The organism is Mesorhizobium sp. M0185, assembly GCF_040322175.1.
Lineage (GTDB): Bacteria > Pseudomonadota > Alphaproteobacteria > Rhizobiales > Rhizobiaceae > Mesorhizobium.
On record NZ_JAMYSY010000032.1, the window covers coordinates 21673 to 35027 of the forward strand.

General features: G+C 62.4%; 13 protein-coding genes and 1 pseudogene. 4 read left to right on the top strand and 10 right to left on the bottom strand.

What is annotated here, in order from left to right; all coding sequences use genetic code 11:
• Positions 1-23 precede the first annotated feature (23 nt).
• Together NKJ20_RS22665 and NKJ20_RS22670 are read left to right on the top strand one after the other, a co-directional pair.
• A complete protein-coding gene (locus NKJ20_RS22665) occupies positions 24-1094 on the top strand; it encodes an NAD/NADP octopine/nopaline dehydrogenase family protein (RefSeq protein ID WP_352747109.1) in 1071 nt (356 codons plus the stop codon).
• 360 nt (positions 1095-1454) lie between these two features.
• A complete protein-coding gene (locus NKJ20_RS22670) occupies positions 1455-1997 on the top strand; it encodes a hypothetical protein (protein WP_352747112.1) in 543 nt (180 codons plus the stop codon).
• 7 nt (positions 1998-2004) lie between these two features.
• Here NKJ20_RS22670 and NKJ20_RS22675 read toward each other — a convergent pair.
• A pseudogene (locus tag NKJ20_RS22675) lies at positions 2005-2574 on the bottom strand (chromate transporter); the annotation flags it as partial.
• 54 nt (positions 2575-2628) lie between these two features.
• Between NKJ20_RS22675 and NKJ20_RS22680 the strand changes: the two are divergent.
• Complete coding sequence (locus NKJ20_RS22680) at positions 2629-3684, top strand: sulfite exporter TauE/SafE family protein (RefSeq protein ID WP_502902827.1); 1056 nt, start codon at positions 2629-2631, stop codon at positions 3682-3684.
• 79 nt (positions 3685-3763) lie between these two features.
• Here the strand turns inward: NKJ20_RS22680 and NKJ20_RS22690 are convergent, their stop codons facing one another.
• The 9 genes from NKJ20_RS22690 to NKJ20_RS22730 all read right to left on the bottom strand — a co-directional run bounded on the left by NKJ20_RS22690 (position 3764) and on the right by NKJ20_RS22730 (position 12829).
• The gene (locus NKJ20_RS22690; protein ID WP_352747114.1) at positions 3764-4747 is read right to left on the bottom strand and encodes an oligopeptide/dipeptide ABC transporter ATP-binding protein; all 984 of its coding nucleotides are present in this window, start codon (positions 4745-4747) and stop codon (positions 3764-3766) included.
• Entirely contained in the window at positions 4740-5753 is a 1014-nt protein-coding gene (locus NKJ20_RS22695; protein WP_352452034.1) for an ABC transporter ATP-binding protein, read from the bottom strand. Before NKJ20_RS22695 ends, NKJ20_RS22690 begins: the two co-directional genes overlap by 8 nt.
• Positions 5750-6661: an ABC transporter permease gene (locus NKJ20_RS22700; protein WP_352527317.1), complete on the bottom strand. Its 912-nt coding sequence runs from the start codon at positions 6659-6661 to the stop codon at positions 5750-5752. Before NKJ20_RS22700 ends, NKJ20_RS22695 begins: the two co-directional genes overlap by 4 nt.
• A 4-nt stretch (positions 6662-6665) precedes the next feature.
• Positions 6666-7607: an ABC transporter permease gene (locus NKJ20_RS22705; protein WP_352747118.1), complete on the bottom strand. Its 942-nt coding sequence runs from the start codon at positions 7605-7607 to the stop codon at positions 6666-6668.
• Positions 7608-7635: 28 nt separating this feature from the next.
• The gene (locus NKJ20_RS22710) at positions 7636-9198 is read right to left on the bottom strand and encodes an ABC transporter substrate-binding protein (protein WP_352747120.1); all 1563 of its coding nucleotides are present in this window, start codon (positions 9196-9198) and stop codon (positions 7636-7638) included.
• Between the two features lie 163 nt (positions 9199-9361).
• The gene (locus tag NKJ20_RS22715; protein ID WP_352747122.1) at positions 9362-9802 is read right to left on the bottom strand and encodes a YqaA family protein; all 441 of its coding nucleotides are present in this window, start codon (positions 9800-9802) and stop codon (positions 9362-9364) included.
• Positions 9803-9811: 9 nt separating this feature from the next.
• Complete coding sequence (locus NKJ20_RS22720; RefSeq protein WP_352747123.1) at positions 9812-11134, bottom strand: MFS transporter; 1323 nt, start codon at positions 11132-11134, stop codon at positions 9812-9814.
• 60 nt (positions 11135-11194) lie between these two features.
• Entirely contained in the window at positions 11195-12538 is a 1344-nt protein-coding gene (locus NKJ20_RS22725) for a cation diffusion facilitator family transporter (RefSeq protein WP_352747186.1), read from the bottom strand.
• 9 nt (positions 12539-12547) lie between these two features.
• The gene (locus tag NKJ20_RS22730) at positions 12548-12829 is read right to left on the bottom strand and encodes a metal-sensing transcriptional repressor (protein ID WP_352495699.1); all 282 of its coding nucleotides are present in this window, start codon (positions 12827-12829) and stop codon (positions 12548-12550) included.
• Positions 12830-12935: 106 nt separating this feature from the next.
• On the opposite strand from NKJ20_RS22730, the gene NKJ20_RS22735 reads away from it, so the two are divergent.
• Positions 12936-13319 (top strand): hypothetical protein, encoded by a 384-nt coding sequence (locus NKJ20_RS22735; protein ID WP_352747126.1) that lies wholly within the window; start codon positions 12936-12938, stop codon positions 13317-13319.
• Positions 13320-13355 lie beyond the last annotated feature (36 nt).

Genomic DNA, 13355 nt, shown 5'->3' on the forward strand with positions numbered 1-13355 from the left:
ATGCCCGCAACAGGAGGGAATTTATGCGCGTAAGCATTCTTGGCGCCGGAGCGATTGCTTACGGCCTTGCCGCCTATCTGGCCGAAGCGGGACATGACCCGATGCTTTGGTCGCCTTCCGGAGAACGCACCAAGGCGCTGGCCGCCGGTGGATTGCTGAAGGCTACCGGAGCTATCAAGGCAACGACTAAGGTGCGCATCGCCAAGGATTGCGAAGACGCCATTGCCGATGCCGACATCGTCATAATCGCGTTGCCGGCTTACGGCCACAAGATGGTGATGGACGCTGCCACTCCTTATCTAAGCGACGGAACGCCGGTTATCATCAGCTCGCACAGTTCCTTTGGGGCACTGTATCTCTCCAAGCGGCTTGCGGACCGGAAGGTTAGCCTGCCGATCGTCGTCTGGGGTACCACGCTCGTGACTGGGCAACAGCGCGGGCCAGTCGAAATCGATATTGCAACCGTTCGCCAGAAACTGGATGTCGCGACGCTGCCTTTCAGTGCTCAGGACCAAGGGTTCGAGCTTTGCACGAGCTTGTTCGGCGATCGTTTCGTCAAGCGCGACGGCATGCTTGCTATCGCGCTCAGCAACCTCAATCCGCAGAACCATCTCGGGATCGCTCTTCTTAATCTCACACGCATGGAGAAGGGAGAACAGTGGAGCCAGGCCGGAAACGTCACCCCGGCTGTCGGCCGCTTTATCGAGGCTCTGGACGCGGAACGATTGGCGATCGCCGCCCGTTTTGGAATTGCCGTGCGGACGGTTGAAGAGCATTTTTCATTATCGTTTCACGTCCCCATGGCCACCGTTTCGGAAATGAACCAGGAGATGGATCGCCAAGGCCGCGGCGGCTTCGGCCCGTCAACCATCGACAGCCGCTATATTCTCGAGGACGTTCCGTTCGGGCTGCTGCCGACCGTTTTGTTGGGGAAGATCAGCGGAAATTCAGCGATTCTCCATGAATCTGGAATTGCCATATTCTCGGCGGCTTACGGTCGCGATCTTAAGGGAGATAATGATATTCTTCCCGCGCTGGGCTTCGAGGGAATGGCAAAAGCGGACCTCGAAAACCTTTGCCGTAAGGGATTTTAACAACTTTCCACAGTGGACTGGGACATAGGCCAAGTGCCCGAAAAACCACCGGGGCTGGTTGCCGGCGAGCACGACATGCAGGTTCCTCGGCGAGCGTCGGGAGATGTCTCCAGGAACTCAGCACGAGATCGAAATGGTCCCGCCCGACGGTGTGAGTGGGTCTGTAGCAGGGTCCGTCATCGAAACCCAGTGCGGCATGGTTCCATCAGTTGCCAGATGCCTGAACATTGCATCAACTGCGCAGGCGCTTCGCGCCTCCATCAAGATACCGGCCATGCAGGCGCCGACAGTCCGGAACAACGAGTGTCGTAGCCCGTTCAGGATAAGTGGTTCGTCCACAATCAGCTACGCGAGATAGACATGTTCCGATTTCTAACGTTGGCAGGGACCATCTTGGGTCTGACGATGTCGCCGGCGCAGGCCGCCAGTGATGCGGATCAGGCTGTCGAACAATTTCACCGTACCTGTCTGGCCGAGGGTCCCAATTTCGAGCGCATGATAGAGACCGCGCACGAACGCAGGTGGACACTTATTGCCGAAACAGGCTTCGCCGAACTCGCGCCAATCGCTAATCCAACCTCAGTGGAGGCATGGCTGGTGGCCGAGGCGGAGGAAGGATTGCCAGCAGGAACCATCATCGGCACCACCAAGGCAACGATGAGCGGCAAACGGGTGCAGACGTGTACGCTGGCATTTCCCGATGTCGATCAAGAAGCATTTCGGAAGAGTTTCTTCACCCGTACGGATGCCGAGAAGATTGCCGAAGATCGCGATACGGAGGAGTTCTCGCGTCTCTACATCCTCGTTGCCGGCGGACGTAAGCAATTTGTCCGGCTGGTGGTCGTGCCTTCAACGCCACCAGGAAACCCGCGCGTCGTTGCCAGTTCGATCATGGCCGACTGACATCTCATTCCTCCCGCCCCCGTGCTCCTCTGGAGGGCGAACACTGCGAAATGTCGCGAGCAGCAGAAGGTCGTAGATAATTTTTCAGCCCACCGGCGATGATCAGGGGCCAGCCGAAGCTGGAGACGGCAAGGAGAGCCCCTGCGAGGACTGGACTGGCGGCCGCCGCGAGGGCCTTCAGACCGAAGAAAAGCGCCTGCACCGCGCCGACATTGCCTAAAATCGCATAAATCCAGCTCAGCGCCATGATGGCGAGGACGCCGGGCAGTACGAACAGTGTGCCGGCCACGAGCCCGCCTCGGATTTTATGCAGGAGCCACCCGATGTAGACGGCGAGCTGCTGGGCCTCCGGTCCTGGCAGCAGCATGCAGTAGTTCAGCGCATGCAGGAACCGCGTCTCGCCGATCCAGCGCTTCTCCTCAACCAGGATGCGATGCATTACCGCAATCTGGCCGGCCGGGCCACCAAAACTCAACGCAGCGACTCGCGCCCAGACCCGCACTGCTTCGCGGAAGGGGATCCCATGCGAAGGTTCATCCCCCAGCGCATTCGGATGGACGGCATGGGCGCTGGTCATTGGTTCCCCTCACCCGCGCTTCTGGCGGAAATAGGCCCGCTTCGTTCTGATCCGATGGACTGGATTAGACTAGGCCTCCTGGCGTTGGCGGGGTTCCTCACCTGGACACTGAACACCCTCTCGGCCGGAGGCGGAGGTCTATTGCTGATCCCCGCCGTGACTTTCATCACAGCGAGCGCGGCGGTTGCGCCGGTCATCACCTTGACCGAGCTCATCGGCAATCCCATCCGCGCCCTGGCCTTTCGGCGCAACATCGATTGGAGCCTGGTCCGTTGGTACCTGCCCGGCGCCATCGCCGGCGCCGCGGCGGGCTCCTGGCTCTTCGCCAACAGTCGGGCGGAATGGCTCCAGATACTCATAGGGATCTATCTGATCAGTGCAGTCTGGGAATTTCGCGGCGGGGCGCGCGAGCGGAGCTACCGAGTCCGCCGCTGGTGGTTCCTCCCGGCCGGCCTGATCGTCGCGCTGTTGTCGGCGCTGATGGGCACGGTGGGACCCGTCCTGAATTCGCTCTATCTGAACTACGGTTCGGAGAAGGAGACGTTGGTCGCCACGAAATCGGTGAACTCGTTTGTGACCGATGTCGTCAAGATCGCGGTATTCACCGGACTTGGCGCGCTCGGGGGTCAGGCGGTCATGTACGGCGCAGCCGCGGGTTTGGGCGCTCCGCTTGCCAATCTGCTGGCCAAGCGCTGGCTCGAGCGCCTGAGTGGACGACAGTTCCGCGGCCTTGTGGTCGCGCTCATGGCAGTCAGTGGAGCGCTGATGATCTGGAACCAGCACAGCTTGGTTGTGCAGGCCTGGCGCGCGGCCACAGGAACGTCTTTAACAATGTCCATGTTGGCTGGAGCCCTTCGCGCGCTGTACCGTAGCTGGTTGGCCGGTCCCGCGACGCGCAGCAGCTGGCGAAAGGCCTGCGCGCAGCCCTCGACAAGGTCGCCGTCAAAAAGAGCTAGGCTTCCCAAACGTCTATATCGGACGGGACTCTTCGGCCGGTTCCTTCGAACCAGCCGATCTAACCAGCTCAGCTTCGAAAAGGTTCGCGAGGTCAGATCACGCTCAGCGTCACTGCGGCAAGAACAAGATAACGGCCGACCTTGGCGGCAGTGACCAGCAAAAAAAGCTCGCGCAGGACACCGGCAATGACGGACAGCCTCGCGAAACGCGTTGGGGGCAGAAACCCCATCTTTCAGATAACAGGGCGACCCGCGCTATCAGCCAGATGACAGGCTGCAACGCCGCCATGCGGCACCGATCGCAGCATCGGTTCCTCGACCCGGCAGACATCGATCGCCACCGGACAGCGCGTGTTGAACCGGCACCCCGGAGGCGGCGCGCTGGGACTTGGCGGATCGCCGGCGAGAATGATCCGGCGGCGCCCGGCTTCGATGCGAGGATCGGGAGAAGGAACAGCCGACAGCAGCGCCTGGCTGTAGGGATGGGCCGGCTCGCGAAACAGCGGGCGGGTCAGGCCGGCTTCCGAGATGCGGCCGAGATACATCACCGTCACGTTCGAGCAGACCTCGCGCACGATCGCCAGATCATGCGCGACAATGACAATGGTCAGGCCAAGCTGTTTCTGCAGCGACGTGAACAGGTTGACGATCTGCGCCCGGATCGAAACGTCGAGCGCGCTAAGTGGCTCATCGCAGACCAGTATGGACGGCTTCAGCGCGAGCGCGCGCGCAATCGAAACGCGCTGGCGCTGGCCACCGGAAAGCGAGCGTGGAAGCCGATCGAGCACCGTCTCAGGCAGCGCAACCAGATCCAGAAGCTCGGCGATGCGGCGCCGGCGCTCGACTGATGAACCGAAGCGATGGATCTGCAGCGGCTCCTCCAGTGTCTGGTAGACGGACTGGCGGCGGCTCATCGACCCCAACGGATCCTGGAAGACGAACTGGACTTCGCGGCTGAACGACTTCCTGTCCGATTTCAGCCATTCGGTGCGATCCCTTCCCCCAATCAGGACAGTGCCTTCGCTCTCCTTCTGCAAACCGACGATGGTGCGCGCCAGCGTGGTCTTGCCGCAGCCGGACTCGCCGACGATGCCGTGGAACGCGCCGCGCGTGACCGTCAGGTCTATGCCATCGACCGCCCGCACCGCGCCGGTGCCCGAACGGTTGGCAAAATGCACCTTCAATCCCTTGACCTCGATCGCCGCGGCATCAGACATGGAGGGCGATCCCCTCTCGTTTCAGCACGACCGGGCAAGCCACACGGTGCGGGCTTGTCGACGCGGATATCGTCTGCAACGGCGGCCGGTGCTGCCGGCAACCGGCTTCGACCAATTCGCAGCGCTCGGCAAACCGGCAACCCGGTTCCAGCCGGATCTGGTTTGGCGGCAGGCCCGGTATCTCGCGGGTCGCCGCGCGTTCGTCGGCGCGAAAATCCGGCACCGATGCGAGCAGTCCGCGCGTATAGGGATGGACCGGCCGGGTCAGCACATCCATCGCCGTCCCCTCCTCCGCCACCTGGCCGGCGTAAAGCACGATGACGCGGTCGGCGACGGAAGCGACCACGCCGATATCGTGCGTGATCAGCACGACCGCGATGCCATCCTCCCGCTGGATCTGACGGATGAGCTCCAGGATTTGCGCCTGGACCGTGGCGTCCAGCGCCGTGGTCGGCTCGTCTGCGATCAGCACGCGCGGCCGGGCCGCCAGCGCCAGCGCGATCATCGCGCGTTGCAGCATGCCGCCCGACATTTCGTGCGGATAGCGGTTGTAGCGATCCTCGGGGTCCGGAATGCCGGAGCGTGCCAGAAGCGAGACCGCTTCCTTGCGCGCGGCCTCATGCGATAGGCCGGCGAAGCGGCGCGCCTGGCGGGCCAGCTGCGGGCCGATTTTCAGCATCGGGTTCAACGCGCTCATCGGGTCCTGGAAAATCACGCCGAAATAGCGCCCGCGCAGGTCCGACAATTGCCGTGAACCGATGCTGAGCAGTTCGCTTCCGTCGGCTCGCGCCGATCCCTTCATGTCCACGGTCACGCCCTCGGGCAGCAGGCCGAGCGGACCGAGCGTCATTACGGTCTTTCCCGAACCGCTTTCGCCGACGACCGCAACCGTTTCTCCGGGATGGACGTTGAACGACACCCCGTCCACCGCCCGCACCGAAACGGTGGTGGCGTAGAGGTCGATGACCAAATCTTCGATCGAATAGATCGGCTGAGCGTCGCTCATGCTGAAGTCGTTCCCGTTTCGACGGCGTTACGCTCGGCTTCTTCGCGAGCGCGCGCCTTTCGGCGTCTGCGCAAGGTCGCGCCGCGAACCGGCCGCGGCACCTTTTGCAATGCGAAGGCTTCGCCCAGAAGGTTGAAGCTGACCACGACCAGCGTCAGCGCCAGACCGGGCAGCACGACGAGGCGCGGTACCTCCTCGATGTAGCTCATGCCGTCGACCAGCATCTGGCCCCATTCCGGTGTCGGCGGTGCGACGCCAAGTCCGAGAAAGCTGAGCGTGGCGATGGCCAGCACAAGCGCGCCGGCGTCGGCGCTTGCATAGACCACGACGAGGGCAAGCACATGCGGCAGGATATGGCGAACAAAAATCCACAGATGGCCGGCGCCCATCACGCGGGCCGCCTCGATATAGGGCTGCTGCAGCTCGGCGGTGACGACGGCGCGGCTCATGCGGGCATAGTTCGCCCACCACGCCAGGGTGAGCGCCGTTATCATCGACCAGTAGCCGGTGCCCAGAATGCCGATCAACGCCAGCGCGATCACCAGACTCGGAAGTGCCAGCGCAATATCGATGATGCTGATAAGGACGAGCTCGACACGGCCGCCGACATAGCCGGCGAAGGAGCCGATCGTGACCCCGATCGCCAGCGCGGCGACAAGCACGATCACCATCGCCACCAGGGAAATGCGGGCGCCACCGACGATGCGGCTGAAGACGTCTCGGCCGAGATAGTCGGTGCCGAGCCAGTGGTTCCAGCTCATGCCCTCCAGTGTCGCCGAATAGTCCTGCGCACTTGGATCGTAAGGCATGATAGCAGGAGCGAAGATGCCGATCAGCACAAAGCCGATTACGGGGAGCAGCACCAGCCACGGCCAGTCCTTGATGTCCCTGATAGCGGAAATGTTCATCGCCTCATGCTCCCCGCGCCCGGCGCATTCGCGGATCCGCGACGATGCAAATCATGTCGACGATGAAATTGACTATGACGAAGAAGACGACAAACAGCAGCAGCACCGACTGCATGCCGATGAAGTCGCGGAAGCGTATCGCCTCGATGAAAAAGGCACCGACGCCGCGCAATGCAAATACCGTCTCGACGACGATCGACCCGATGATCATCAGCGTGAATTGCGCGCCGAATGTCGTCAGGAACGGAATGGCGATGTTGGGCAGCGCTTCGCGCAGCAGCACCTGCGTTCTGGTATAGCCTTTTGCGAAGCCGGTTGTCGCAAACGGCCGCGACATCGCTTCCTGGAGGTTGACCCGAACGACGCGGCTGAGAACGGAGGCTGGGAACAGCGCGATCGTCACCCACGGCAGAAGCCACGAGGTGAAGCCGCTGGTGCCGAAGGTGGGCACCCAGCCCAGCATGACCGAAAACACGATGACCAGCAGCGCCGCCACGAAGAAGTTCGGGGTCGACGCGCCGATCAGCGAAAATGCATGCAGGAACCTGTCCATCACGCCACCATTGCTGACGGCGCCGGCAATGCCGAGCGCGATCGAGAAAATGAAGGCGAGAATGCCGCCGCCGGCAAGCAGAGCCGCCGTCATCGGGATGCGGGCGGCAAACTCCGACGAGATCGGCTTTCCCGTTCGCAGTGAGATGCCGAAATCCCCGGCCAGCGCGCCGGAAAGCCAGCGTCCGTAGCGGATCGGCAACGAGTCGTAGAGACCGAGCTCGTTGCCGATCTTGGCGATCATTTGCGCGTCAGCGCCAGGACCTGCCGCACGCTCGGCAATGAGCGCCGCAACATTGCCCGGAGCCGCCGCAACCAGGGCGAATGTCAGCGCGGATGCCGCCAGGATCAAAAGGCAGGCAAGCAGCATCCGTCGCAGGATCGTGCGTTTCATCGTCAGGCCTCACTCGGGCTCGAAGTCTTCAGGCCTTCAGCGTGATCGCCTTGAACGGCAAGTCGTAGTCAGTCGCCGGAAGCGAGAAGTTCTCTGCGCGCGGATTGTGAGCCCACAGCCGCTGGCTGACGACAAGCGGACAGATGGCGGTGTTGTCGTGCAGCCAATCGTAGAGAGCCTGCATCTTCAGGTCGCGTTCGGCGCCGCTCGCCTCGAGCGCAGCCTTGACTACGCCGTCGAGCGCGTCCGAGACATAGATCTTGCCGTCAGGCCCGCTGTCCGCCGTCGAGACCAAGGCATTGCCAAGGGTCCCGTGAGGGTCATAGGGAGCGCCATAGGTGGTGAAGAAAGCGAGATCATAGTCGAAGGCCGGACGCCGTTCATGCATGGTGGCATTGTCCACCGAGGAGACTTGGACCTGGAAACCGACCTCGGACAATTGACCCTGGATCATTTCGGCGATGCGCCGCGATCCCGGCAGGGACTCTTCGGAAACCAGAAAGTCGATGGTCAGAGGAGAGCCAGCCTTGGTCCAAGCACCGCCGCTGTCGACCCAGCCGCCATCGGCGAGGATCTTCTTGGCCCCCGCCACGTCGCGCACCGGCACGTCATGCCGCTTGCCCGACGAAGGCACGTTCGCCGGGAACAGATCGGCGGCCGGGTCGGCAAAGCCTTCGAACAGGACCTTGGCGATCGCCGCCCGGTCGACCGATGCATAGACGGCGTCACGGACGGCCTTGTCGGCGATGATCTTCGACTTCGGCGAATAGCCGAGCAGCATCGTCGCGGTGCCCGGCTCGGCTATGACCTTCATGCCGTCGCTTTCCAGCGCGCGAGCGCGGCGCGGCGACAGCGTCGCCACCCAGTCGCCGCCGATGACATCGAGGTCGCCTGAGCGGAGGCCGTTGGCGCGAGCGAGTTCATCGGGAACCACCTTCAATTCCATGCGGCTGAAAAGCGGCTTCTCGCCCCAGTATTTGTCGTTGCGAACGAGGCTGGTGCCGCTCGAATCGTATTTTTCGACGATCCATGGACCGGTTCCGATCGGCGCCGTCTGCTTGCCATCCTTGTCGACTGCCTTGGGCGACAGGAAACGGACTGGGCGGACGATGGTGAGTTCGAGGAGTGCCGCCGGCACCGGCCGCTTCAGCTTGACCGTCAGCTTATTCGGTCCGTCCGTGACGATGCTGTCGAACGCGTCGGAGATGCCGATCCAGGAGAAGTCGCTCACCCCCATCCATCGCTTGAGGTTCCATTCGGCTGCGGTGGAATCGAACGGCGTGCCGTCGCTGAAGATCACGCCTTCACGCAGATCGAAGGCGATCGAAAGCTGATCGTCGGCGACTGTCCATTTGGTGGCAAGTCCCGGCTCAAGCGCGCCGTTCTGGCCGTAGTGGATCAGCGCATCGAAGACGATGGTGTAGGTGCTCAGCGTTGAAACATTCTGCAGCAGGTCGAGATCGCCGGTCTCCGCAGCGATGGCAATCTTCAGCGTTTCATGCGTTTCGGAAAAGGCGCTGCGCGGAAAGGCGGCAACGAAGGCAAGGCCAGCGGTGGAGGCCAGAAAATTGCGGCGGTCGAGAGTGATCATTTCAGTTCCCCATTTTTGATTGATTGGTAGCGATTGTACACATGAATTCCCATTTGTATAGACATATTCGGCGCCAATCCAAGTTGGCGCGCAGCGCTGCGTTTGGCAAAGGAAAGCGCCGTCTCGCGTAATATCGCCGTGCCGGCGCGGGTCTCGACAGGCGCTAAATCCAGCTCAGCGTCATCGCCGCCAGCGCAAGGTAGCGGCCGACCTTCGCGATCGTGACGATCGCAAAGAAGCTCCAGAATGGCTCCCGCAGCGCTCCCGCCACAACCGTCAGCGGATCGCCAACGAGAGGAAGCCAGCTCAACAGCAGCGACCATCGTCCATAGCGCTGATACCATCGCGTCGCGCGCGTCAACGCGGAGGGCTTTACCGGGAACCATTTGCGATTGCGAAAGCAATCGATCCCCCGGCCGAGCCACCAGTTGACGATCGAGCCGAGCACATTGCCTGCGCTTGCGGAGGCGATGAGCAGAGCCGGAGCATAGCTTTCCGTCAGAAGCAGTCCCGCAAGGGCTGCTTCCGATTGCATCGGCAGAATGGTCGCCGCGGCAAACGCGGTCAGGAAAAGACCGCCATAGATGGCGAGCTCGCCAGGCATTTCGAGCTCTCAGCTTGCCCTGGGCCATTTCGGGTGCCGATCATCGACGACATAGCCATGCGAATGCTCATAGCCCGCTTCCGACCATACTGCGTCGCCAATATGACGGTCGTCCTCAGGCAGATCGACATGCGTATGCACAAGCACGTCGGGATCATGTTTCGGCCAGAGCCAGATCGCGGCAAGCAGGGCTGCGGCGCCAATGATGCCGAGCAGAATGAAGGTGAAGGGCAATCCCATCGCCGCACCGATGCGGCCGGCAATGGGATAGGTGATCAACCAGCAGGCATGCGAAAGCGCGAATTGGGCAGCAAACAGAGCGGGCCGGTCGACGGCATCGGCGGAACGCCTGATCAATCGGCCCGAAGGCGTCTGCGCCCACGAATAGCCGAGCCCCAGCACGAACCAGAGCGGCAGCAGCAGATAGTAGCTGCCGGCGAGCGGTCCCACCAGCACGCCCGCGACCAGGATCGCGGCGCCCGAGAGCATCGCAACCCGGTCCGGGACGTTCTCCAGCAGCCGCGGCAGGGCAAGGGCTGCAATCATCGATCCGCCGCCGAACGCTGCGAGCGCCAGCGCCGTGTCGCTTTGCGAGAGGCCGAACTGCGCCTGCACCAGGACGACCGTGTTGACGATCACCATCGCGCTTGCCGCCGCGACGGCAACGTTAAGGGCCAGCAGCCCGCGCAATCGCGGCGTCGCCAGATAGATGCGGATTCCGCGCGTGGTACGATCGTAAACGCCGCGCGGCTGCGACGGTTTAGGGCTCGGCAGGACCACCGACACCACCAGCGCCGCCGAGGCGAGAAAGCCGATAACCGTACCGGCGAACAGGCTGTGGAAGCTGATGACGGAAAGCAGCGCCGCCGCCAGCATGGGACTGACGACGCTTTCCAGGTCATAGGCCAGTCGCGACAGCGACAGGGCCCGCGTGTAGTCCTTCTCCTCGGGCAGCACGTCAGGGATCGAGGCCTGGAAGGCCGGAGTGAAGCCTGCCGACGCCGACTGCAGGACGAAGATGAGAACATATACCTGCCAGACTTCGGTAACGAAGGGCAGGAACACCGCGACCGCAGCCCGGATGAGGTCGAGCGAAACCAGCATGGTGCGGCGCGGCAGGCGCTCTGCGAACGCAGCTGCGACAGGCGCCACGCCGACATAGGCGATCATCTTGATGGCGAGCGCCGTGCCGAGCACCGCGCCAGCGTCGTCTCCCGCGAGATCGAACGCCAGCAGCCCGAGCGCCACTGTGGCAAGGCCGGTGCCGATCAGGGCGATGACCTGGGCCAGGAAGAGATGACGGTAAGTGCGATTGGCCAGGACCTGAAGCATATTTGTCTTCTTGCAGCGGATGACGGTTCGTCGAGAACTGGCGCGAACGGCCTGCCTGTCTCAGTGATGGTGACCTTCCGGCTCGACCATCTTGAACGGCAGCACCTGCTCGCGACCTTTCGCGGCCAGGATCAACCTCGCCTGGAACTCATGCGGCTCGGCAGGGGCGACGGTGCTCTCAAGCCGATGATGGTTGTCAGCGGCGGGCTCGAGGCGAAGCGTCTCTGGCCCTTCGGGTCGGTCGATGATCACAGTCGCTGTCAGATCGTCAGCGTGGCGATCGATGGTCAGCCGCATCCGCTCGCCAGCCGGTGTATCGACGATTTCCAATGTCCCTTCAGCCAGATCGCAGGCGAACTTGAAAGGCTCCGGCGCATGATGGTGAGCATCAGAGGCTTCCGCGCCAGTGACGGCCAGGCTGGCTGGGCTCACCAGGCGGACATTGGCTTCCGCCAACGCCGGCAAGTGGGCGAACAGCTCCTGCTTGAGGGCTTCGGTTACGCCCAGCACGTCTTTGGCCGTCGCCATCTCCGGAACACTGATGGCCACGTCGGCATGCAGACGATGTCCGATCCAGCGTGCCTGAACGCTTTCAACGCGCCCGATGCCCGACACGTGTTCGGCAGCATGATGGATTTCATCGACGATGGCGGGCTCGACACCATCGAGCATGCGCGTCAACACGGCTTTCGAAGATTGCCAGACAATGGCGAAGATCGCCGCGGTGATCAGCAGTCCGATGATCGGATCGGCAAGCGGAAAGCCCAGCCAAACGCCAATAGCGCCAAGGACGACTGCCAGGCTGGTGAAGCCGTCGGTGCGCGCGTGATAGCCGTCAGCGATCAGCGCAGCGCTGTTGATCTCACGGCCGACGCGGATACGAAACACGGCGACCGCTTCGTTGCCTAGGAAGCCAATCAGACCGGCGATGGCGACCCAGCCGAGAAACGCGATGGGTCGCGGATTGACCAGCCGGTCGATCGCCTCGTAGCCAGCGACGATGGCGCTGAAAAGAATGATGAGAACGATGACGATCCCGGCCAGATCCTCGACGCGGCCCAGGCCGTAGGTGAACGCCTTGCTCGGTTTGCGGCGGACCAGCATGAAGGCGATCCACAGCGGGACGGCGGTGACCGCGTCGCCGATATTGTGGATGGTGTCGGCCAGCAGCGCCACGCTGCCGGAGAGGAACACGACCACAAGCTGGAGCGCTGCCGTGACGGCCAGAACGACGAATGACCATTTGATTGCCCAGATGCCGCGCGTCGTCGTGGCGATCGTCGGATCGATGACGCCGTGGGTGTGGCCATGGCCGCCATCACCATCACCATGATCATGTCCATGGCCGCCGAAGCCCTGCGTCATCGGACCGAAGCCGAACCAGTCGCGTATCTTATCCATTATGGTGTTCTCTCACAGGTACTTGGTGATATCCTTGAACTCGTCGATCGAGCGGCGCTGCTCGCGCGCCAGCGGCCCGACGACGTCTTCAAGGCAATGGTTGAGATGATCCTGGATCAGGGTCTTCTTGGCTTGCGCGATGGCCCTCTCGACAGCATGGAGCTGCTGGGCAAGATCGAGGCAGGGCCGGCCCGCTTCGATCATTTCGATGACGCCCTTCAGATGTCCGCCAGCCCGCTTCAGGCGCTTGACGATATCGGGATGGGTTTCGTGGGTATGAGGCTGCTCGCTCATCTCTTGATACTATCCTCTTGGAGGGGATACAACAAGCCTCAAAGAGGCCTCGATTCCGGTGCAGTCAACAACCATTCGTTAGGATTTTGGAGAATAAACGCCGTTCATGCCGAATCGGATCCACAGCACAGTTTTTTGTCTGGTCATCGCTTTAGCGATGATGTTCGGCGTGCTGCGTCCTTTCGGCTATTCGACCTCACACGATCCGATCGCGATTGCCACCGCGGTTGAACGTCACGGCGGAGCCGCCGCGCAGATCGAAGATCATGACCACGCACACGATGACGGCGTTGCCGACGAGCAGAGCGCTGGCCATTTTCACGGGCACAATGCGGCCGACCACTCGCACGAGACGGCGAGCACGCCAGTCGACTTCGCACCGACCGTTCCACAGGTCGAACGGGGCTGGCTGAATTACCCGCCGACTTTCATCGATCCGGGCACGACATTCCGGCTCGAGCGACCGCCGAGACCATTCCTCGCCGCATGATCGCGGCCGCTCGCGCGGCCACCCTCAACGACGAAG